At 64.4% G+C, this 22,996-nt stretch carries 7 protein-coding genes; 4 read left to right on the top strand and 3 right to left on the bottom strand.

Going from position 1 to position 22,996, the window contains the following annotated elements; genetic code table 11:
- Window positions 1-44: 44 nt before the first annotated feature.
- From FB461_RS11230 to FB461_RS11215, 4 genes are all read left to right on the top strand, one after another.
- Window positions 45-4,667: a GH92 family glycosyl hydrolase gene (locus tag FB461_RS11230; RefSeq protein ID WP_170222741.1), complete on the top strand. Its 4,623-nt coding sequence runs from the start codon at window positions 45-47 to the stop codon at window positions 4,665-4,667.
- A gap of 102 nt (window positions 4,668-4,769) precedes the next feature.
- Window positions 4,770-5,354, top strand: a complete 585-nt coding sequence (locus FB461_RS11225; protein WP_246046231.1) for a DedA family protein — start codon at window positions 4,770-4,772, stop codon at window positions 5,352-5,354.
- 331 nt (window positions 5,355-5,685) lie between these two features.
- Window positions 5,686-10,335 carry a glycoside hydrolase domain-containing protein gene (locus FB461_RS11220; protein ID WP_170222740.1) on the top strand — a complete coding sequence of 1,550 codons (4,650 nt, stop codon included), beginning with the start codon at window positions 5,686-5,688 and terminating at the stop codon, window positions 10,333-10,335.
- A 250-nt stretch (window positions 10,336-10,585) separates the two neighbouring features.
- A complete protein-coding gene (locus FB461_RS11215) occupies window positions 10,586-13,825 on the top strand; it encodes a Kelch repeat-containing protein (RefSeq protein ID WP_170222739.1) in 3,240 nt (1,079 codons plus the stop codon).
- A 78-nt stretch (window positions 13,826-13,903) separates the two neighbouring features.
- Here FB461_RS11215 and FB461_RS11210 read toward each other — a convergent pair whose 3' ends face one another.
- The 3 genes from FB461_RS11210 to FB461_RS11200 all read right to left on the bottom strand — a co-directional run bounded on the left by FB461_RS11210 (window position 13,904) and on the right by FB461_RS11200 (window position 22,748).
- Entirely contained in the window at window positions 13,904-15,229 is a 1,326-nt protein-coding gene (locus FB461_RS11210) for a hemolysin family protein (RefSeq protein WP_142122146.1), read from the bottom strand.
- A 77-nt stretch (window positions 15,230-15,306) separates the two neighbouring features.
- On the bottom strand, window positions 15,307-18,894 hold the full coding sequence (locus tag FB461_RS11205) for a hypothetical protein (protein WP_142122144.1): 3,588 nt from the start codon (window positions 18,892-18,894) through the stop codon (window positions 15,307-15,309).
- A 47-nt stretch (window positions 18,895-18,941) separates the two neighbouring features.
- The gene (locus FB461_RS11200; RefSeq protein ID WP_142122142.1) at window positions 18,942-22,748 is read right to left on the bottom strand and encodes an alpha-L-rhamnosidase-related protein; all 3,807 of its coding nucleotides are present in this window, start codon (window positions 22,746-22,748) and stop codon (window positions 18,942-18,944) included.
- Between the last annotated feature and the right edge of the window lie 248 nt (window positions 22,749-22,996).

Raw genomic sequence — 22,996 nt, 5'->3', positions numbered from 1 at the left:
AACTCCGCACATTCGCCCAGTCCTCGTCCCCTAGGGGTAATTCCGTGAATCGTTCTCGCCGTTCCTGGCTCTCGCGAGCGCTCCCCGTGGCCGCGGCCACTGGCGCGCTCGTGGCAGGGCTCGTCCCCGCCCCCGCTGCGAACGCCGCGGGCTTCGTCAGCGACCCCGCCAGCTACGTCAACACGCTCGCCGGCACCGGGTCCGGTGGCGCGGTCGTAGGGTCCATCAACAACTTCCCCGGGCCTGCGGCACCATTCGGAATGATGCAGTTCTCGCCCGACAATAACAACGGCGCGGGCTACTACTACACCAACAAAGACCTGCGAGGGTTCAGCCTGAATCACGCTTCTCAGGGCTGCGGCGCGTTTGGTGATTTCCCGATTCTGCCAACAACGATCGACACGACCACGGGGAAGCCGTGGGAGAAGCAGAACACCATGACGCATGCGGGTGAAATCGGCGACGTGGGCTATTACAAGCTCTACAGCACCGACGCGAACGGCAGCACTATCGCGAGCGAATTGACCGCAACAGACCGATCGGGCATGGCCGTTTTCACCTTCCCGGCGGGAACCACCCCCAGCGTGCAGATTCGTGCGGGAATCTCAAACGGCAGCACCAAGCAGGGTGCGATCACCGTGAACCCCAACAATGGCACGATCACGGGTTGGACGATCAACAGCGGCTTCTGTGGCCAGAAAAACCAGTACAAGGTCTACTTCACCGCCAAGTTCGAACAGGCATTCACCCAGTACGGTACGTGGAATGAAAGCACGTCGAGCATCACGACCAAGACCGTCGGCGTAGACACCTCTGATGCCGTCGCTGACTACATCGCCAAGCCGGGTGGGTTCGTCCGCTTCGCGAACGGCACCACCAAGGTCCGCATGAAGATCTCGATGTCGTACGTCCGCAACGGTGACCTCGCTCTCGGACAGGCCAACCCAACCGGCCCACTGCAGGGCGGCTCGGCCTTTAACTTGGCGAGCGAGATCCCCACACCGGACTACGCTGTCGCGGGCGCGGATAGTTACGCCACCTATGCCGAGGCATTCGATGCCGTTCGCCAAGACACGTACAGCCGCTGGAACGACCTTCTCGGGAAGGTAAAGGTTTCCGACACGGCCTCGCAGCGCGACTTGAAGACGTTCTACCACTCCCTGTACCGCACGTTCTTGCACCCGAACGTCTTCGAGGACACGAACGGTGACTATGTGGGGTTCGAGGCGTTCAACTTCACAGCCGTCAATTCCAGCAAACCTGCCGTGAACCCCACCGTTCACAACATCAGCACGTCGAACGCAACGTACGGATTGCAGCAAGAGCACGTCTATGCGAACTTCTCCGACTGGGACACCTACCGGTCGTGGGCCCCATTCGCGGCCCTGCTCGAACCCAAGATCCTCAGCGATATCGCTCAGACCTATGTCAACGCCGCGGACCAGTCCGGCCAGTTGTCACGCTGGGCGCTAGCGAATGCCTCGACCGACCAGATGTCCGGCGACAACGCGTCGGCGCTCATCTCTCAGCTTTACGCCTACGGCGCGCGTGACTTCGCAGTGGGCAAGGCCTTGCATTACATGTACGAGAGCGCACTCGGGGAGACCGCGGGTGAATACACGGGCGGACAGAACCCGGACCAGATCAATCGACCTGGTGCCAAGCAATACGAAGAAGTGGGCTACGCCGCACAGATTCGGGAACACCAGACCGATCATGCCGTTACCGGCGCCTCGGTCGCGCAGGAATGGGCGATCGACGACTTCGCCATCGCGAAGTTCGCGGAAGGAATCGGCGCAGCGCAGTACCCCTCGACGGTCCCCGCGAACGTCGCCGAGCTCTTCCTGAAGCGAAGCAACAACTGGGAGAACCACATCAACCCGCTGACGGGCTGCCTGTCGGCGCGCGACTATGCCGGTCGTTACCCCGTAGGTACCGACTGCAACGTCACGCCGGGCGATTTCGGCTACCGCGGTCACATCACTGGCTATGGCCAGGTCGGTTTCGACGAGGCCGTCTCGGAGCAGTACCTCTGGATGGCGCCGCAGAACATGGCGGGCTTGTCCGCAGTTCTTGGCGGGAACGACATCGCGGCCGAACGCCTTGACTCGTTCATGACCGGCGGGTACAACGTCGGCGCGAACATCCCGAAGATGTGGGCCGGGAACGAGCCCAACTTCGCAACTCCGTGGGCGTACAACTACCTGGGCCGCCCGTGGCGCACCCAGGAGGTCGTCGACGACATCCGCAACCAGCTGTTCGGCTACAACCCCGACGGCGCGGAGCCCGGCAACGACGACCTCGGGGCCATGTCTGCCTGGTATGTCTGGGCAGCCCTGGGTGTCTATCCCGCGACGCCGGGAACTGACATTCTCACTGTGAATTCGCCCAACTTCGACAAGACAGTGATCACGCTCGGCAACGGCAAGACCTTGACCATCAACGCGCCCGGAGCCACGAGCAAGCGATACATCGGCGGCCTGAGCGTCAACGGGGTAGCGCAGACGAGCCTTGAAGTTCCTGGCGATTGGCAGAGCGAGAACACGACGCTCGATTTCACGATGTCGGCCACAGCGACGACCTGGGGAACGGGAGCGGACGATGCCCCGCAGTCGTTTGCCGACGGGTCCAACTCAGTCATCGCCTACGGTGATCCGATCACGGTGGCGCCGGGTGACGCGGGCACATTCGATCTCGCGATCCAGCGCGCGGCAACGTCCGCATCCACCTACCGGCTGGATCTGACTGGGGTTCCCGCTGGCTTCAGCGTCACCGCTACGAGCAGCCAGAGCTTCGACAGCACCGGTCATTCGGTTCAGGCGCTCAAGGTGGTCGTCGGGGCCGGAGTTGCAGACGGGGATTACACGCTGCCCGTCACCGTGCTGACCGGTGAGTCGGGCAAGTACACCGCCGATCTGACTGTCCGAGTGGCGCGGTCCGGGGGATTCCTGGCCGCAACCAACCTGCAGGCCCGTTCACTTAGCGACGCGGACGCCGGTCACTTCGATGGCAAGAACAGCTACCAGAGTGACACCATGGCGGCAAAGGGACTCGTCCCCGGGCAGGTCCTCGATCTCCAGACTGTCTCGGGTAGCAGCACCCTGTCGGACCTGAAGGTGAAGTTCCCGATCCTGTCCGAGGGCCTGAACGATACGGTCGTGCCGAACGGGCAGACCATCACCTTGAGCGGATCGCCCACGAAGGTCTCCTTCCTCGGGGCGGCCAAGGCTGCCAATACCGCGGGGACAGCCACGGTCACGCTCGACGACAACTCCACCCAGACGGCAAACCTCGATTTCGGCGACTGGGTTAAGCCGTCGAACACGGGGACAGCGTCGAATGGAACGCTCACTCCGTACTCCACCAATGTCAAGGTGATCTGGGTTCCAACCCGCAACCTGGATGGCGGAACCAGTGGCGATCCGGGCTCGTACGTGTACGCCACGGCTCCGTACACCGCACCAGTCGGCCGAACGATCAAGTCCGTCACTCTCACCGGATCCAGCGGCGACAACCGGCGCATCTTCGCGATCGCTCAGAACTCACTGACCGGTACCAGCGTGGTTCCGACGCAGTCGGTCGGATCAAGCACCGCCACGGCGGGTGGCACCATCACGCTGTCGGGTTCCGGATTCGCACCGGGCGAGTCGGTGAGCGTAACGCTGGGCGATTCCGCTATCGCGTCGGGTACGGCAGATGCCTCCGGTGCCGTGACGATCACTGCGACCGTGCCGCCTCTGACGTCCGCTGGGACTCAGCGTATCCGCCTCAACGGCGCAACGTCGGGTGGTGCGGCAGCGGCGGAGATCACGGTCGTGGCGGCCACCTGGTCGCCGACGGTCAGCGTTCCGGCTTCCGCCAAGGTGGGTAGCCAGGTCATTGTGACCGGGACCGGCTTCGCCCCTAGCGAGGCCATCACGGTGACGCTCGGAGCCGAATCGATCCACGCCTATGCAAGTCGCACCGGCGGGCTGACCGTCTCGATCGCGGGACCGGCAACAACCGGAACATTCCCGCTGACCGCAACGGGTGCGCTGAGCGGTGCAACCGCAACCAAGCAGATCCAGTTCACCGAACTCGGTGGTGGCTCTTCGGACCCGGCCCCCGAGGTGTCGCTGTCAGCGAGCCCGGCGCGACTCAACTTCGGTGAATCGACAACGGTCGTCGCGCTGGTGTCCGCAGGCGTCACCGGGCAGGTCGAGTTCTTCGAGGGAAGCAAGTCGCTCGGCAAGTCGGCCATCACGGCGGGTAGGGCATCCCTGAAACTCGGTCGCCTGGACAGCGGATCGCACGGAGTCAGTGCGCAGTTGGTGGGCACCGCCTCGAAGTCTCCAACGGTATTCATCACGGTCGTTCGGGCCAGCAGTGGCAGGGTCTTGGTCAGCGCGAAGAAGTACAAACGCAAGGCGGCCGCCACGGTCACGGTCAAAGTCGGCAAGCTGTCGAACGGCCAGTACCCGGCCGGCCGCGTGACGGTGTACGTCGGCAAGAAGGCCGCGAAGAAGGTCACGCTCAAGGCTTCGGCCAAGGGCAAGATCAAGGTCAAGATCGCCAAGAAGTTCACCAAGAAGAAGTCGATCAAGGTGCGGGCGGTGTTCGTGCCGTCCGATGCCAAGAACATCATTGGCGGCCAGTCGGCCCTCAAGAAGGTGACGTCCAAGAAGTAGCCATCAAGAAAGTGGGGGCGCGCGAATCGTCCGGTTCGCGCGCCCCCACTTTCTTGCAGCTTTCCTCAGCGAACGCGAAGGCCACGCCGATAGACTTGTTGGGTGGCCGCCGAGGTTTCTGTTCCGGGACTCCCCTCGGGCGCGCCGCTCTGGACAGCCCTGGTGGCTTTGTTCGTCATCGTGATGCTGCGCAGCCACGGCACGTACTGGATCGCCCGGCTCGCCGTGAGAGGAGCCGAAGCCGGGGTACACCACGACTCCGGGCGTGCGGCGCAACGCGTCGCACGCTGGCTTGACGCCCCCACCACCGACAGTGCCCTGCGGATATTGCGCAGGTGGGGCACCCCCGCAGTCACGGTTGCGTACGTCGCAGTCGGCCTGCAGACCGCCATCCTCATCGCGGCTGGCCTCATCAAGATGCCGTACTTCCGCTTCACGATCGCGTCCATACCGGGCGCGGCGGCGTGGGCGGTCGTGTGGGGAACGATCGGGTTTTCCGTGTTCTGGAGTGCGGTCCGCGCATGGGCCGCGGGTCCCGTCGGCATCGCGGCTACCGCAGGCGTGATCCTCGTGGGAGCCTTGACCATTGTTTGTGTGCATCGCAGGCGGCCGGATAGTGGGAGCTTGGACGAGCCCTCCGCCAATCTGGCCGCTCGGACCGACAGACCCCGAGAGCCGGGAATCTAGCGTCCGGCGATCTGCTACAACGAGGGGCCTCTGCCCCAGGAAGACACTGCCTGGCGCATACCGACGATGTCTTCGCGAGATCCTGCTCTAACTCGCCACCATCATTGAGTTACCCGTGGAGTCAGGCTCCTTGCCCAGCGCCGACGGATTGCGCTACTCTCGGATGACAACGCTGTCAGGAGGCATGTGCCGCGTCCGAAGCGATTCGCAGACAGTCGTCAACATCAACGCCGATGGAGATAGTTTCGTGTCACACAATCAGACTCAGAGCAGGTCTATCCTTCGCCTGCGCCGAAGTATTCCGACCCTGTCCGCCATCGCGGCACTCATCGTGACCCTTGCAACCAGCACGCCCGCAGCGAATGCTGATCCCGGCTTTGTCACCAATCCGGCCAGTTACGTGAACACACTCGCGGGGACGGGAACCGGCGGTCAAGTCGTTGGCGACATCAACAACTTCCCCGGACCGGCAACGCCCTTCGGCATGGTCCAGTTCTCGCCATCCAATGGAAGCAACGGTGCTGGCTACCGCTGGGGAGACAACGGCGGGAACAACCGGCTTCAGGGATTCGCCGTCAATTTCGCATCGCAGGGCTGCGGCGCCTTCGGCAATTTCCCCATGCTTCCCACCACCATCAACCCGACCAGCGGCCAGCCCTGGAATCGTCAGCACTACCTGAAGCGGGACACCCAGTTGGGTGAACCGGGCTACTACAAGGTCACGACGACCGATGCCGACGGCCGCGACATCGTCGCCGAACTGACTGCGACCGATCGTTCCGGCATCGCCACGTTCACCTTCCCCGCAGGGCAGACGCCGTCACTGATGTTCCGAGCCGGGCGGATGAACGGCAAGGACGCGATCAAGAGTTCGCTCAACGTCAACCCGAACAACAAGACGGTCACCGGCTGGGCTGTGAACAAGGGCTTCTGCAGCGCGACCCCGGACAACCAGTACCGGATCTTCTACACCGCGAAATTCGACACCGATTTCACCCAATACGGAGCGTGGAAGGAAGACGACGCCACCATCACGAACAAGACGCGCACCGGCAGCGGCGACACCGACGCTGAGTTCGCAGGCGTCAGCCGCGCCGGCGGGTACGTGCGCTTCCCCGCTGCCTCGTCCGGCACCACCACGGTGCGAGTCAAGTTCTCCGTCTCCTACGTCAAGACCGGCGACCTGGCGCTCGGTCAGGCCACACCCACGAGCGATCATCGGGGCGGCTCGTCCCTGAACCTGGCGACGGAAATCCCGACCCCCGACTACACGGACGTCAGCGGCGCTGAAACCTATGCCAACTACGGGGCCGCGTTCAACGCCGTCCGGGCCAAGACCTACGGCCGCTGGAACGACCTGCTCAACAAGGTCAAGATCGCCAATTCCGCATCCACCCGGGACATCAAGACTTTCTACCACTCGCTCTACCGCTCGTTCCTGCACCCGAACGTCATCTCCGACGTCGATGGCCACTATCCCGGCTTCGAGAAATTCAACTTCCGCGCAGCCGGTGTGACCACCGGTAGCCCCGAAATCATGCCGACGATCAAGAGCATCGCCGAGACCAATGCCACGCACGGCACGAACATCAAGGCTGTCTACGCCAACTACTCCGACTGGGACACCTACCGCTCCTGGGCACCACTCGCCGCGATGATCGCGCCCGACACGATGAGCGATGTCACGCAGACCTACGTGCTGCAGGCAGAGGCTTCCGGTCAACTGCCACGCTGGTCCATGGCAAACGCCTCAACCGGGCAGATGTCCGGTGACAACGCTTCCGCCCAGATCGCACAGTCATACGTGTTCGGTGCCAAAGACTTCGACGTCAAGCGCGCCCTCCATTACATGTACGACGGGGCTCTCGGCGATAACGCGGGCGAGAATACGGGCGGGCAGAATCCGCACAGCATCACTCGTCCGGGAGCGAAACTCCGCAACGAGCTCGGCTTCGCTCCGCAGACCCCGGAATTCTCCACCGACCACGCGGTCACCGGCGCGTCGATCGCCCAAGAGTGGTCCATCGACGACCTGGCGATCAGTGAGTTCGCGCGGGCTATCGGCTCGAGCAACTGGCCATCGACAGTGCCGTCGGACGTGGACGAGGTCTTCCGGAACCGTGCCAACGCATGGCAGCAACACATCAACCCGCTGAACGGATGCCTGGCCCCCCGCGACGCATCGGGTCACTTCCCGGACGTCACCGACTGCCAGACCACCCCCAAGGGCTTCGGCTACTGGGCGTCCAACACGGGCGGTTTCCAGACGGGTGGCGTGACCGGCTACGGACAGGTCGGCTTCGATGAGGCGACGTCCGAGCAGTACCTCTGGATGGTGCCACAGAACCTCAAGGGACTCGCGGCTGCACTCGGCGGTCGTACGACCGCCGTGAACCGTCTCGACTCCTTCATGGAAGGCGGCTACAACGTCGGGGCCAACGTGCCGAAGATGTGGGCCGGAAACGAGCCCAACTTCGCGACTCCGTGGGCATTCAACTACCTCGGCAAGCCGTGGCGCACGCAGGAGGTCGTGGACGGGATCCGTAACAACCTGTTCGGGTTCAACCCCGACTACGCCGAGCCCGGTAACGACGACCTGGGCGCCATGTCCGCCTGGTACGTCTGGGCAGCCCTGGGCATCTACCCGGCAACGCCGGGCACGACGATCATGACCGTCAACACGCCGAACTTCGAGAAGGCGGCGGTCGAACTCGGAAACGGCAAGACCCTGACGATCAACGCGCCGGGTGCAACCTCGCAGCGCTACATCGCCGGCCTGTCCGTGAACGGCACGCCCCAGACCAAGACATACCTGCCTGACAGCTGGATCGACGCCAACACGACGCTGGACTTCACGCTGTCGTCGAATGCGACCACGTGGGGCAACGCCGAGTCAGATGCGCCACCGTCGTTTGACAATGGTTCGCAGCCAGTCATCGCCTATGCCAACCCTGTGAAGGTCGCTCCCGGAGCGAATGCCTCGGGCAACCTCGGCGTGCAACGCGTCACCTCGACGGCCAGTGGGTTCACTCTTGACGCGAGCGAGGTACCCGCCGGTTTTGCCGCCTCTCTGACGACACCCGGAACGTTCAACGCACAAGGTAAGGGCATTGCCACCCTGCGCGTCGTTGCCGGGCCCGGAATGGTGGACGGCGACTACACGCTGCCGCTGACCGTGGTGACGAACGATGGCGAGCGCCAGGCTCTCAACGTCTCCGTCCGTGTCGCCCGTGCGGGAGGATTCTTGGCGACGACAACGATCCAGTCGCACTCTGCCAATAACGTCCGCGACACCGACTTCGAGCCGGTGACCAACAAGTCCAACGGCTACATACGCGAGCAGTTGGGCTCGGCCGGCCTCGCCGTCGGGCAGGTACACAACCTGCAAACAGTATCCGGTTCGGCAACGCTGGCGGGCCTGAGCGCATACATCCCGGCGACCGCCGAGGGCATGTCCGACACGATTGTCCCTTCAGGTCAGACAATCGCAGTCCCAGGCAACCCCACCAAGATCTCGTTCCTGGGCTCGGCTCGTAACGGAAACACCAATGGGACCGCCCAGGTCACTCTTGACAACGGCAGCACCGCGACGACCGACCTGAGTTTCGGTGACTGGGTACTCCCGTCCGGTACGGGTGACAAGAACAACGGCACCCTGCAGCCGTATGGCACGAACGTCAAGGTCGCCTGGACCGCGGTCCGCGTTCAGCAGAACGCCGACCCAGGCGCATACGTTTTCTCGACTCAGCCGTACACCGCTCCATCGGGCCGAACCATCGTGTCGGTGACGCTGCCAGGCGCAGGCCAGGCAGACGAGAAGCGTCGCGTGTTCGCCATCGCGCAAGATACGCCTATCGCCACCGAGAGCTCGGTCGCTCCGGCACCGTCCGTTCCGTCAGGATCAGTCGATGTGGGCGCATCGATTCCCGTCACCGGAAGCGGTTTCGTTCCTGGTGAAATGGTCACGGCATACCTGGACGACGTCGTGGTCGGGACCGGTACCGCGGACGGGGCCGGCAACGTGACGATGACCGTGCTCGTGCCTTCCGGTTCAGAGTCGGGCAATCACGCCCTACGTCTGATTGGAGCCGTCTCTGGTGCCTCTGAGACCAGATCGGTCACCGTCGTGGGCGTAACCTACACACCAATGATCTCGGCTGCGGCGAGCCTCCCGGTTGGAAGCCAGGTTTCCGTGACGGGCGCGGGCTTCAAGCCAAACGAGCCCGTAACGGTGACGCTCGGTTTCTCGTCGCCGATTCAGACGACCGCAACAGCGACCGGCACAATTTCCGTGTCGCTCCCCGGTGAGACAACAGCCGGTTCGGTCACCATCACAGCGACAGGCCAGCAGAGCGGCGCCACGGCAAGCCGGACAATCGTGTTCACCGCCCTGCCCGGCGAACCGGGTGGGCCTCAGATCAGCGTCGCGCTCTCCGCGAGCCCGGCACGCGTCGTTTACGGTAAGCCCGTGACGCTCCGCGCGCAGGTCTCGGCCGGCGTGGCGGGTCAGGTGGAATTCCTGCTCGGATCCCGTTCGCTCGGCAAGTCGAATATCTCAAAGGAACAGGCAAGTCTCGTCCTGCGCAACCTGGCCAGTGGCGCGCACGGAGTCACGGCCCGTGTCGTGGGAACCACGGCCGTTTCCGCCAGGGTAACCGTCACGGTCGTCAAGGCTCAAGCCAAGAAGGTGTCCTTCTCGGCTAAGAAGTACAAGCGCAAGAAGGCCGCCACGGTCACGGTCAAGGTCGCACAACTGTCGAATGGGCTGTACCCCGCTGGTCGCGTGACGGTCTACGTCGGCAAGAAGGCCGCGAAGAAGGTCACCCTCAAGGCATCGGCCAAGGGCAAGATCAAGGTGAAGATCGCTAAGAAGTACACCAAGAAGAAATCGATCAAGGTGCGCGCGGTATTCACGCCATCCGATACCAAGAACATCACCGGCGCGAAGTCCAAGACCAAGACGGTCAAGGCCAAGAAGTAGCCTGGCAAAAAAAGGGGGGGCGCGCGATCCATGTGGATCGCGCGCCCCCCCTTTTTTGTCGTCCCGCGAGAATGCCGCGGGCTTGCTGTCCGGTATCCCCACCGCCGCTGGCGATGCGCCGTGCGAGCAGTGCCAGCACCCTAGTGTTTTGTGCATCATGCCTATAGGATCAAGGTCCTATCGCGTGTGTACATGGCAGGCTTGCTGTCCGGGTCGTTGCCGCGCCCCGACACCATCGAGAGTGACCTCCATGACTGACCTTGCCCGAGACGCGAAGCGTCGCCTGTCCCTACTGTTGGCGCTGACGATGCTCGCCACGGGAGCCATAACTGCGGTGGCGTTGACTGGTGCACCATCCGCGCTGGCTGTCGCCCCATCTCAGGGGACGTGGACCAACATAAGCGCCACGTCTCTGCCTTCCACTCGCATTGGGGCGTCGATGGCGTACCACCCCGCCAGCGGGAAGACTGTGCTCTTCGGGGGGAACAGCACCAGTACGGGATACAACGTGACGCAGACCTGGACGTGGGACGGCACCGACTGGACGCAGCTCTTCCCGGCGCACAACCCGCCGGCCGCCCAGTACGCAAGCCTCGTTCTCGACCCAAGCAACGGAAACCTGCTCCTGTTCGGCGGAGTCACGGAATATGGCTACAGCTCCGACACGTGGACATGGGACGGCACCGACTGGACCCAACTCTTCCCGCAACACATCCCCGCGGGACGGTACCTTCACGGTGCCGCAACCGACTTGGCAAGGCACGAGGTCGTCATGTTCGGCGGTTTCAGCCAAAGTGGGGCCGTAAACGACACGTGGACATGGGATGGCACCGACTGGACTCAGCGGTTCAGCCCCAGCGCGCCTTCGGCTCGCGGCTACACGCAGCTCAGTTACGACCAGAATTCCAGCAGGGTCATACTCTTCGGTGGATACGATGGGTACTTCTACGGCGATACCTGGACCTGGAACGGCACCCAGTGGCATCAAGAATCGCCGAGTCACCACCCGACCCCCCGCGTCACCGGCGCCGTTACGGGTGACCCCAACTCCGGCTCCACGATACTGTTCGGCGGTTACAACTACGACGAGGGATACCTGTCCGACACCTGGGCCTGGGACGATGACGACTGGTCGCCGGTCACAACACCAACCGCTCCCCCTGGACGCTATGGCGCGAACGCGATCTACGATCCGCAAGCGGGCGGCTTACTGCTGACAAGTGGTTTTTCGACCAACCCCTCGTCGGACCTGTGGCTACTTCGGCTTGGACCGTCGGCGCCCACGTCGGTTTCGGCCACTGGTCACGCCGCCTCTGTGAGCCTGTCCTGGTCCCCGCCCATATCTATCGGCGATGCGACCCTCACTGGCTACCAGGTCTATCGCGGCACCAGTTCCACTGCTATCGACACGACGCCCATCGCCACGGTCAATGCCGCGACGACGACCTGGACGGACACCGGTGTCGTCACCGGAACCGAGTACTTCTACCAGGTTCGGGCGACGAGCACATGGGGACCATCCACCGCCTCCGCCGCCGTCTCCGCAGTCCCGGGCACCGCCCCGGCGTTCAGCAGCGCGAATACCAGCGCCTTCACCTACGGCACGGGATCGAGCTTCACCGTGACCGCCTCGGGAGACCCGGCACCGGCCATCACGCTGACGTCAGGGATTCTGCCCGCTGGACTGACGCTGAGCGGCAGCACACCCGGTTCAGTCACTATCACCGGAACACCGTCCGCGGGCCAGGTCGGAACGCATTCTGTGACCTTCTCGTCGGCCAACGGAGTTTCCCCGAGCGCCTCGCAGGTTCACACCATCGTCATCTCGGCGGCCGCGCAGTCACTCAGCTGGACCACTACGCCCAACACCGGTGCGGTAGCGGGCGACACGTACGCCGTTGGCGCGTCGAGCGACGCCGGATTGCCAGTGAATGTCGCCGTTGACGCGGCGACCTCCGGCTACGGCACCACCACGCAGGCATGCAGCATTTCCTCCTCGGTGGTGTCCTTCGATCACACCGGCTCCTGCGTGCTGACCGCAACCCAGGCGGGAAACGCCGACTACCTAGCGGCCGCTCCGATTCAGCAGTCCATCGCCGTCGGCACCGTGGCGTCAATCGTGACTGTCGAACCGCTCGCGAATCAGGTCTACGGCCAAGCGCCGCAAACCACTACCGCCACGGTCGCACTGGCCAGCGGCGATCTGCCCACCGGTAGCGTGCAGTTCCGCGTTGCTGGTGCCGATCTGGGTGCGCCCGTTCAACTCACGGACGCGAGCGCGGTGGCCACCGCCACCTCGATCACGGTGACCGGCCCGCCCATCACCACCCCGACCGGTGACCCCTTGCCCGCAGGAAGCCACCAGGTGAGCGCGGTGTTCACCCCCAGTGCGCCCACTCAGGTCGGCGTCGGAATGTCGTCCCCCGTCACGCTCGAGATCGAACTGGCCGCTACGACCACCAACGTCGTCGTCGGCCAGACCGATCTCACCGCCACGGTGGCCACGACGGCTCCCGGCACGGGCGCACCAACGGGGTCCGTCGTCTTCACCGTCGACGGCACGCCAGTGGGAACGGCTGCTCTGGTGCCGTCGTCGAACGAATCGACTGCCACGCTGAGCTACCCCGTCCCGGCGGGGAAGTCGCGCCAAGTCGGTGCGGTTTACGCCACGAACGGGAATTTCGCCGGGTCGGCCGGCTCGACCGCGCGCACTGATCCGAACCTCGTCGCCAAGGTGACTTCAACCGTCAAGCCCAAGAACGGCTGGTACTCCGGTCCGGTGACGGTCGCGTTCACCTGCACTCCTGGCAGCGCACCGCTCAGCGGACCCTGCCCGGCATCGGTGACACTCACCGGTGACACCAAGACGACAACCGTTACGCGCACCATCACCGGGACCGACGGCGGGATCGCCACCGCATCGGCAACCGTTCGGATCGACCGGACCAAGCCGGCCGTGCGGCTGAGCGGAGTCGTCAAGAACAAGACGTACAAGAAGCGCCCCACGCCTCGCTGCAAGGCGAGCGACTCGGGTTCTGGCGTGGCTAAGTGCTCGATCAAGGTGACGAGCAAGAAGCTGGGCAAGACCACCCGCGTCACCTTCAAGGCGACGGCGACGGACAAGGCCGGCAACTCGCGCACCACGACCACCCAGGTCAAGGTCAAGAAGCCTGCAGCGGCTAAGGTTTCAGTCGTGCTCAAGGGCGCGAAGAAGACGGGCAAGAACAAGTACCAAGTCCGCTCGGGACGCTCGTACAGCCTGACCGTGGTCTCCCCGACCCAGCCGCGCTACCTCAACGCGTCTAAGGCCCCGAACCCGCCGACGCGCTATGGACCGCACGCCTTCAAGAGGGTCGGTAAGACCAAGGCCGGCACGCCGATCTGGAAACTGACGGTGCCGTTCACCGAGATCATGACCCACACCTCGCGCTGGAACATCGGAGCGAGGATCGGCAAGACGACGTACGTCATCAAGGTCACGCTGAACTGACCAGGCTGAGCCGACACGCAGTCGGCACTGGCTCTCGGGAGGTACTCCGCATGGGGTGCCTCCCGAGGGCGTATCCCGCTAGGGCGATTCGTGTTGCGAGACGGATTCCTGCTGAGCGCGGGGCACCACATCGACGCGGGCGATCCGGCGCCGCTCCACCTCCGTGACGACGATGTCCGCGTTTCCGAGTCGAACCCTATCCCCGACCTGCGCGAGGGCGCCGAGTTCCTGCAGCACGTACCCGGCGATCGTCTCGTATGGCCCTTCGGGGACCTCGATTCCCGTCCGCTGCGCGAACTCCTCGATGGTGAGCCGCGCATCGATTCCGGTCAGGACGTGCTCACCCGCGGGTGTCTCGCTCGCCAGGACTGGGGCGTCGAACTCGTCCCAGATGTCTCCCACCAGTTCCTCGACCAGGTCCTCAAGCGTCACTATGCCGTCCGTGCCGCCGTACTCGTCCACCACTATCGCCAGGTGCCGACGCTCGCGCCGCATGAGGGATAGGGTCGGCAGGACCGAGTTCGTGCCAGGCAGTTCGAGCACGGGACGGGCCAGGGCGGCAATCGTCGTCGGCTGATGGTCGGCGTTCAGCGCCGCGTCGAGCAGGTCGCGGATGTGCAGGAATCCCAGGATTTCATCGAACGTATCCCCCGTGACCGGGTAGCGCGAGTAGGGCAGGTCGCGCACGGCATCGATCGCCTGAGGGAGTGTGAACGTGCCCTTGATGAACGCGACCTCGCCGCGCGGGCGCATCACCTCCGTGACCGTGCGGGTACCGGAATCGAGCACGTCTTCGAGGATTGCGCGCTCGTCCTTGCCGAATCCCTGGTGCTGCGAAACCAGATCGCGCAGCTCCTCATCGGACACACCCTCGGCAGCCGCCTTCGGATCGCCGCCCAGCAATCGGACGACCGCGTTGGTGGAGACCGACAGCACCCAGATAACCGGGCGCATGAGGCGCGCGAACCGATCGAGCGGCGGTCCGACGGCGAGCGCGATCGAGGTCTGACGTTGCAGCGCGAAGCGCTTGGGCACGAGTTCTCCGAGGACCAGCGAAAGGTAGGCGATCAACAGCGTCAGCACTATCAGGGACGTCGTGGCCGCGGTGCTTTCGGATAGCCCCCACTTCTCCAGAACAGGGCTCAAGTACGGGGCTATGGCGGACGCACCATATGCCGCCGAAAGGAAGCCGGTCACCGTGACGCCGATCTGGACGGCCGCGAGGAACCGGTTCGGATCCTGCGCGATGCCGGCGGCCCGCTGCCCGCGCTTGCCCTTACGCTCCAACTGCGTGAGCTGGCTGCCGCGCAGGGAGACCAGCGCGGTCTCCGTGCCTGCGAACACGCCGCCGATCAAGACGAAGATGATGACAAGGCCGATGCTCACCCATAAGTTGGAGTCCATGACAGTCAAGTCTGCCAAACGTACCTGGGGCGGGCGCCAGCGAACCAATCGCACTGGCGCCCTCTCGGGCAGGACGGTCAGCGGCGAATCCTCTTCGCCTTCGACGTCACGGTCTTGGTGACGTATCCGGCCTTGCTTCCGGTGACCTTCACGGTGATCTTCTTACCGCGGTGGGCCTTCTTGACCTTGAGCGTCTTCTTGGTTGCGCCCTTGATCCTCTTGGCCCCCGCATACCAGCGGTACGTGAGTTTGACCGGAGCTGGTCCCCAGGCAGCGAGCTTCGCGCGCAGTTTCTTGCCCGCCTTGGTCTTGCCCGTGATTTTCACCTTCTTGTGGACGAGTTTCCCCTTGCTCGTGGCTGCCGTGCTCGCTGAGGTGGCGGTCACCTGCGTCGCTCGGGGATAGGTACCGGTGACGCGCACCGAGATCCGCTTGCCTACGACAGATGCGGGGACGCTCAGCGTGGTGGAGGTAGCCCCCTCGACCGCGGCCCCGTTGGCAAGCCATTGATAGGTCAGCCTTGTGGCGGATGGGCTCCACGTGCCGGGGTTCACCACGAGCAGCTTCCCTACCGTTGCCGATCCGGTGATGGTCAGCTTACCCGCTGTGATCACTGGGGTCGCGGGAGGCTCTGGATCGACCTTGGCCGCCAGCACCGTGGCCGTTGGATCCGAGATGAGGGTCGCTGGTTCGTAGCCCGGCTTCGTGCCGGTGACCGCTACCGTGATCCGCTTGCCCACTTCGTTGGCGGTCGGCGTGAAGGTGGCCGCAGTGGCTCCCGCCACAGTTGCACCGTCTGCGAACCACTCGTACGTCAACTCTGTGCCATCCGTCCACGTTCCGGGCTGAACGGAAAGCACCTGCCCGGCTCTCGCCTCGCCCGAGATCACGGGCGTCTGCCCCGTCACTGATCTGGGGAAGGCGTTGAGGATACCGATGAGCCACCAGGAGCTCTGCTCCTGGTTTCCGACATCGGACGGTCCTTGCTTGTAATAGAACTCGCCGAGCACATCGCCCGGGGTCTGCGTCTCCAAGAAGTGGTTCATGGTGGCGAGGCGGTCGGCCCGGCCCAGTTTGGCGGCGAGCGTGTACTCCCAGCCCAGACCCTTGCCGATCACGGCGTGACGGCGCCAGATCTGCGGTTCGATCTCATTGCGCGGCTGCCAGGTGTCCTCGATCGAGTCCATCTTGAGCATGAGGTCTTTTTGGCTGTCGACGGTGTTCTCCCATTCGACCGACCCGTATTCCAGGTAGGCGTCGTAGGTGTTCTCCATGATCTCCCAGTCGGTCGCGTACCAGTTCGCCGCGACCGGAGCGAGGTTCACCCACGAGTAGCCCACCTTGAAATCTCGGGCATCGTTCAGGCCAGGACGAGTGGACGGGTTGCTGTCCTGCGGGCCGAGCCAGTACAACTCGGCGTAGATCTTCTTGCCGTCGACGATGGCGGTCAGGTTCTCGTTGATACCCTCCGTCAGCCAGGTGGAACGCTCACCCCAGTTGTGAGCCGCGCTCGCCTCGCCCGGAATATCCTCAGCTATGGCGGAAAGCTGGTGCAGGGCCTGAGACGCGAAGACATTGGTGATCAGGTCGTACGTGGGGATGTGCCAACTGCGCAGGGAGTGCTCGAACTCGGGGTCGTAGATCAGTTTGAGGCTGGTGTTGACGTACTTGGACGTGTCCCAGTAGTTGTCGGCCCAGCGCTTGATCGTCGGGTAGGTGTCGGCGATGAACTGTTGATCGCCCGGGTTGGCCTCCACGTAGGTGCTCCAGGCGGAGATCAGCATGTAGTTTCCGTCCGGCTGATCTGTCATCTGCTCACCGGAGTACACCAGAGACAGCGGCTGGAGCGCGAGAGTGCCGGAGAGGGCCGTAGAGGACGAGCCCTCGATCCGGCTGGCCGAGATTCCCGGGCTGACCGTGGATCCAGGCACACCATAGACGTCCACTGAACCCGCCGCTGAATCCGGTGCGGCCAACGTGACCCGGTAGGTCCCGTCGCCGGTCGCCGCGTTCGTGGGCAGGCCCAGGGTGCTGAAGCGAAGCCTGTGCCATCCGCCTTCAGCTGTGAGCTCCGACGCCTCGATCACCGCCTGCGAGGTGCGGTTCGTCGAGTCAGCAATGGTGACCTGGACATCCCCGTCGACCGCCGTAGTCCCGAGGAACACATCGAGCCCGGTGAGGGTTTGATCCGCGGTGAAAGTCTGGGTGACCCTCTGGTCACCACCGATCGTGGTCACTTTCGTCGCCGGACTGGTGGTGTAGCGAGGACCGACGCTGGCAGGGGCGGTGGGACTGTTAACGGCGAAGGCCAGGCTCTTGTCCTCGGCATGCCAGCCGCCGTAGGCAACCGAATCGTAGTTCCAGCCTGCACCGACGGCCGCGATAGTGCTGCCTGCCCCGTGCCAGACGACCTGCTTGGCAGGATCGGCTACGTCCGCACCGACGACCAGCGAATAGGTGGTTCCGGGCGATACCGTCGCGCCGCTGTCGAGGGTCAGCGGAACTTTGATCCACTGCTTGGAAGTGCCGACGCCGCTCAGATCGGCGGTTCCCTGCGCCACCTGAGTGCCTGCCTGGGTGCGGTCGGTACGAACCGACACCCGCAACGTCCCAGAATCACTCTGTGAGCTGACCGGGATCCAGACCGATGTGAGCGTCTGGTCGGCGAGCGTGAAGGACTGGGCGGCCTGGTGCGCCGGTCCTTGAACCTGGAACAGCCCTCGAGAGGCATCCGCCTGGTCTTGTCCGCCGACCGCACCCTGCGCGGTGAAGAGCTGGTAGGCGCCTCGACCGGGAATCGGGTTCGACGCCCAGTTGCCGCTGTCGAAGTTGTACGTTCGGGTACTGCCGCTGCCACCGCCCTGGTTGCCCCACCACTGCACGATGGAACCACTCGGTTCCGCTGTCGATTGCATGGTGATGTAGTACGTCTGCCCGGAGGTGAGCGATGCTCCGGCGCCAAAGTCGAAGGTGACCCATGAAGGCACGTCGGCGGAGGAATAGAAGGTCGCATTGCTGACCGTTGCCGATGCCAGCGCGGTCGCTCCCCAGTCGCGCGCCGCTCGTATCGTTACGGTCGTGGTACCGGATGTTCCCTTGGCCAGCAATCCGAGTTTTACCTTGGTCACGGCCGAGGTTGGAGCTGTGAAACTCAGCGCCGCACCGTTGCTGGGACCGTTGATCTTCAGCAAGGCCGAATCCGTGAGCCCCATGAAGGAACTGACGGGCAGATCGGGGTTGCCCGAAAGCGCCGGAACAGCAGCGGCGGCCACGTATTCCTCTGCCGGAAGATGCCGCGGAGCGCGTTCCAGGTTCTTCGCAGTGCCATAGTCGATCAGGTACTTCAGGATCGATCGCGAGGCGTCCGTTTGTCCGGCTTTCAGCATCGCCAGGGATTGGATGGACGCATCACGCGCATACATACCCTCGTACTCGCCCGTGAGCGAGGTCGCCGCGTAGCCCGATGGCTGCAACCTTCCGGCCACGCTCTCATAGGTACCGGCGACGATATCGGACAGGCGCGCGCCCAGCCCGCGGTCATCGGCAAGATGCTCACCGCTCGGTGAGGCGGCTGCGGGAACGATCGTCCCCAACAGCAAGGCACCTGTTCCGAACCCGGCGAGCAATCTCCGCGCGGTGGCAGTTCGAGAAAACATCGCAGACATGGGTTCTCCTCGTCGATTCAGTGGTCGCCAGTGGCCACAGCGGGGCACTACTTGCGGATCTTCTTGGCCGTCGACTTCGCGGTCGCGGTCGTGTAACCGGGCTTCTTGCCCGTCACCCGCACCGTCACCTTCTTGCCCCGCCACTTCTTCTTGACCACGAGGGTCTTCTTCGTCGCGCCCTTGATCCGCTTTCCGTTCGCATACCAGCGGTAGGACAGCGTCACCTTGCCGGGACCCCACGCCTTGACCGTGGCCTTGAGCTTCTTGCCGACCTTGGCCTTGCCCGTCACCTTGGGCTTCTTGCCGACGAGTTTGCCTTTCGCAACCGGTGACGTGGCGGCGGAGGTGACGGATACCGTGGTCGCACCGGCGAGCGTACCCGTCACCCGCACGGAGAGTCGCTTGCCCACGACACCAGTCGGAACAGTCAACGACGAACTCGTCGCACCCGCGACCACAGAACCGTTCGCGAGCCACTGATACGACAGGCTGACACCGGCAGGACGCCACAGCCCGGCATCGACGCTCACCCGATCACCGACGCGCGCGGATCCTTGGACCTTCGCCGTACCCGCGGTGATGATCGGAGTGGGCCTTCCAGGATCTGCAGCCCGAACTGCCTGCGTGGGGGACGATTCCCGGATGACCGTGGCGTAACCGCTCTTGGTTCCGGTCACGGTCACCGTGATCACTCGTCCAAGAAGGTCTTGACCCAGCGCAAGGGTCACCCCGTCCTGCCCAGCGATGGCCGCCCCGTCCGCGAACCACTGATACGACAGGGTCGCCCCCTCACCCCATGTCCCGGGGTTCACGGAGAGCGCGGCACCGACCTTCGCATCGCCCGCAATCGTGGGCACCGAGGACGCGACGGCCTGACTGCTGACCGGTTCAGTGGCGGCGGATTCCTTGGTGGCGTGGTCGTATCCGGCGAGCGCCCCAACGACCCGCACGGAGAGTCGCTTGCCCACCAGGGAGGCGGGGATCGTGAAGGTCGGGCTCGTCGCGCCGTAGATCGCGGCACCCTCTGCGAACCACTGGTACGACAATTGCGCGTTCTGCGGTGACCAGGCTCCAGCGTCTGCGGTGAGCGCCTGCGCTACCGCCGTCACGCCGGAGATGGTGGGCGTACTGCCCGCGATGGCCGCACGCGGATACGCCTGCAGCGCTCCCCAGATCCACCAGGACGTCTGCTCCTGGTTCCCAGCGTCCTTGGGACGGCCGTCCGGGTAGAACGACTCCTGCAGCAGCAGGCCGGGCGTCTTGGCGATCACGAAGTCGGTGAGCACCGGCAGCCGATCAGCGAGAACCTGCCCGCCGACACGCTTGACCAGCGCGAACTCCCAGCCGAGTCCCTTACCGATGACCTCCGCAACATCGTTGCAGGTGCCGCCGGCATCCGGCCCGGCGCTCGAGCAGGCGTTGAGCATCTTCCAGTATCCGCCGCCCGGCTTGGGCCAGTCGTAGGAGCCGGTCTCGAGGTAGGCCTCGTAGGTGTTCGCCATGATGTTCAGGTCGATGTCGGACCAGTCCGCGGCGATGGGCGCGAGGTTGACCCAGGTGAACCCGTCGTAGGCCGACAGGGCACCGGACTTCGCGGGGCTAGCGCCGCCGGCCACCGCGTACAACTCGCGGTAGATCTTCTTCACCTGGCCGTTGACGGTCCGTTCGACCACCAGGTTGTCGTTGATGCCTTGGGTGATCTTCTCGGACCACTCCTGCCAGTCCTGGGCAGCGACTTCCTGCCCGGGCACGAGCCGGGCCACCTCCGCCAGCTCATGCAGCGCCTGCGATGCGAACACGTTGGTGATCAGGTCGTAGGCCGGGAAGTGCTGCTGGCTGCGCGAGTGTTCGAGCAGCGGGTTGAACAGCAGGTTCATCTGCTTGCCGGTCTTGGGGTTTGTCGAATCGTTCCAGTATTCGTCGGTGAGGTAGTAGTCCGCCCAGGCCGACACGATGGGGTAGGTCTCGTCGATGAACGAGGTGTCACCCGGGAAGGCGTTGATGTAGCGTGCCCAAGCGAGCAGGTACATGTAGTGGCCGTCGGTCTGGTTCTCCATGCTCTCCCCCGAGTAGGACAGGGAGAGGGCGCGCAGGGCGATGGCCGCGTCGAGCGCTGTCGCCTCGGCGGTGCCCGCGGCCTGATTCAACGAGTCCGCCACGCCGCCGGTGGCGTCCGGGACACCATAGACGGCGATCGAGTCCGTCGCGGACTGCGGTGCTGCGAGAGTGAGCCGGTAGTGGTTGTCGCCGGTCACGCCCACGGTCGGGAACTCGATGCGCTGCCAGCTTCCGGTGGCGGGCAGGGCGGAGGTCGCGATGGTGGCCGTTCGAGTCCAGCCCGCATCGTCGGAGATCGTGGCGACCACCTCGCCACTCGTCCCCGAGCCCGCACCCAGGAACAGTTCGAACCCGGTCAGCGGGGAACCGACGGTGAGCTGCTGCGTGATCTGCGTGTCACCGCCAACGCGTGCGACGACCTGCGTCGGGTCGGCCGCCGCGCCGGGGGCGCCGGACGAGTTCACCGCGAAGGCGAGCGTCCGGTCGCTTTGGGACCACGATGAGTTCTCGTAGTTCCACATCGCTCCGGGCGGGCTGGCAACCGTGTGCGAGCCGTCGACGGCGATGCGCTCGGTCGAGTTCGTCGATTCGATCTGCAGTACGTAGTTCTGACCGGTGGTCACTGCGGACGGCTGGTCGACCGTCAGCGGAACCGAGATCCACTGCGCGGCGCTCTGGATGGGAAGCGTGGCACCGTCGATGACGCCGTGGGCGATCTCCGACCCATCGCGCGATGCGCGCACTGTCACCCTGGCCGTGCCGGTCTCCCCGGCATCCGCCCAGGCGCGCACGGCCACGGAGGCGAGCGTCGAGTCCTGCAGTTTGAAGGGCTGCGCGACCTTGTTTCCTGCGCTCACGCGGAAGGCCGATCCGTCCGCATCGCCTTGCGACTGCTCCGGTCCGACCTGTCCGCCCACGGGCGCGTAGAGCCTGAAGGCGCCCCGGTCGGGGCCGGTACGCCAATACCCGTCGTAGTTGTAGGCGCGCGTGTCGTTACCCGCTCCGCCGACGGTCCCCCAGTACTGAACGTCCCCGGCGGCCGTCGTCGCCTGGATCACCAGATAGTAGGTGCGGCCGATGACGAGTTCGGGCTGGTCGCCGAAGTCGAAGGACACCCACGTGGGGGTGGTACCTGAGGTGGGTACGCTCGCCTGGATCCGAGCGATGGACGAGTTCTCCTTCGCGTAATCGCTGCGCAGGTCCACGGTGACCGTCGCTGTCGTGGCACCCTTGTTCAGCAACGCGAACTCGGCTCTGGTGATCGTGTCGTCGCTGGCGACGAACGACTGCGCAGCGGCATTGCCTGGGGCATTGACCTTGAACAGGGCGTCCGATGTCGTCGTGTATTGCAAGATGGGCGTTTGGGGGTTGCCCTGCGCGTACGGGATGGTGGCACGGGTTTCGTACTTCTCATCGGGCAGGTAGCGAGGAGCACGTTCGAGACCGCGCACGCCGCCGTATGAGGCGATGTACTGCAGCACGGCTCGGCTTTTGTCCTCCTCACCCGCGGACTGCATGGCCATCGCCTGGATGGCGGAATCGCGGACGAACATTCCGCCGTAGCCGCCGTTGACGGAGGTCGGTGCGTAACCACTGGGGCGGACCCGGTCGGACAGCGAGCCGTATGTCGCATCGATGACCTGCGCGAGCTGGCCGATTCCCGTTCGGCCCGCCGACAGGTCGCCGCCGGGGATGCCGGTCCAGCCGGATGCGGGTGCCGCGAGCGCGAGGCCTGCGCCCAGCGGTAGGACCAGCGAGATCGCTAGCGCCACAACACGTTTGCTCAACACCTTCATTGGTCCTTGTCTCGCGTTTCGATCAGAACTGATGAGAGACGACCGCTGGATGCCGTCCTCTGCTCCCCGAATTGCAGGGAAGAGCCCGCCGGCATGTCATCAGTGACCGTGGCGTGCGATGTGCGTCCAAGCGCCGAACCTAATCAGACAACGTTGTCATATCTGTACGTCGAGCCTAACCCGTCGGATTTGCGCGCGTCCACAAGCGAATCGTTTCGTCTGGGAAACTAGTCCGTACATCTCAAGAT

The organism is Rarobacter faecitabidus (genome assembly GCF_006716265.1).
Taxonomy (GTDB): domain Bacteria; phylum Actinomycetota; class Actinomycetes; order Actinomycetales; family Cellulomonadaceae; genus Rarobacter; species Rarobacter faecitabidus.
Note: the sequence above shows the minus strand (reverse complement) of the source record. Positions and strands in the feature narration are given on the sequence as shown.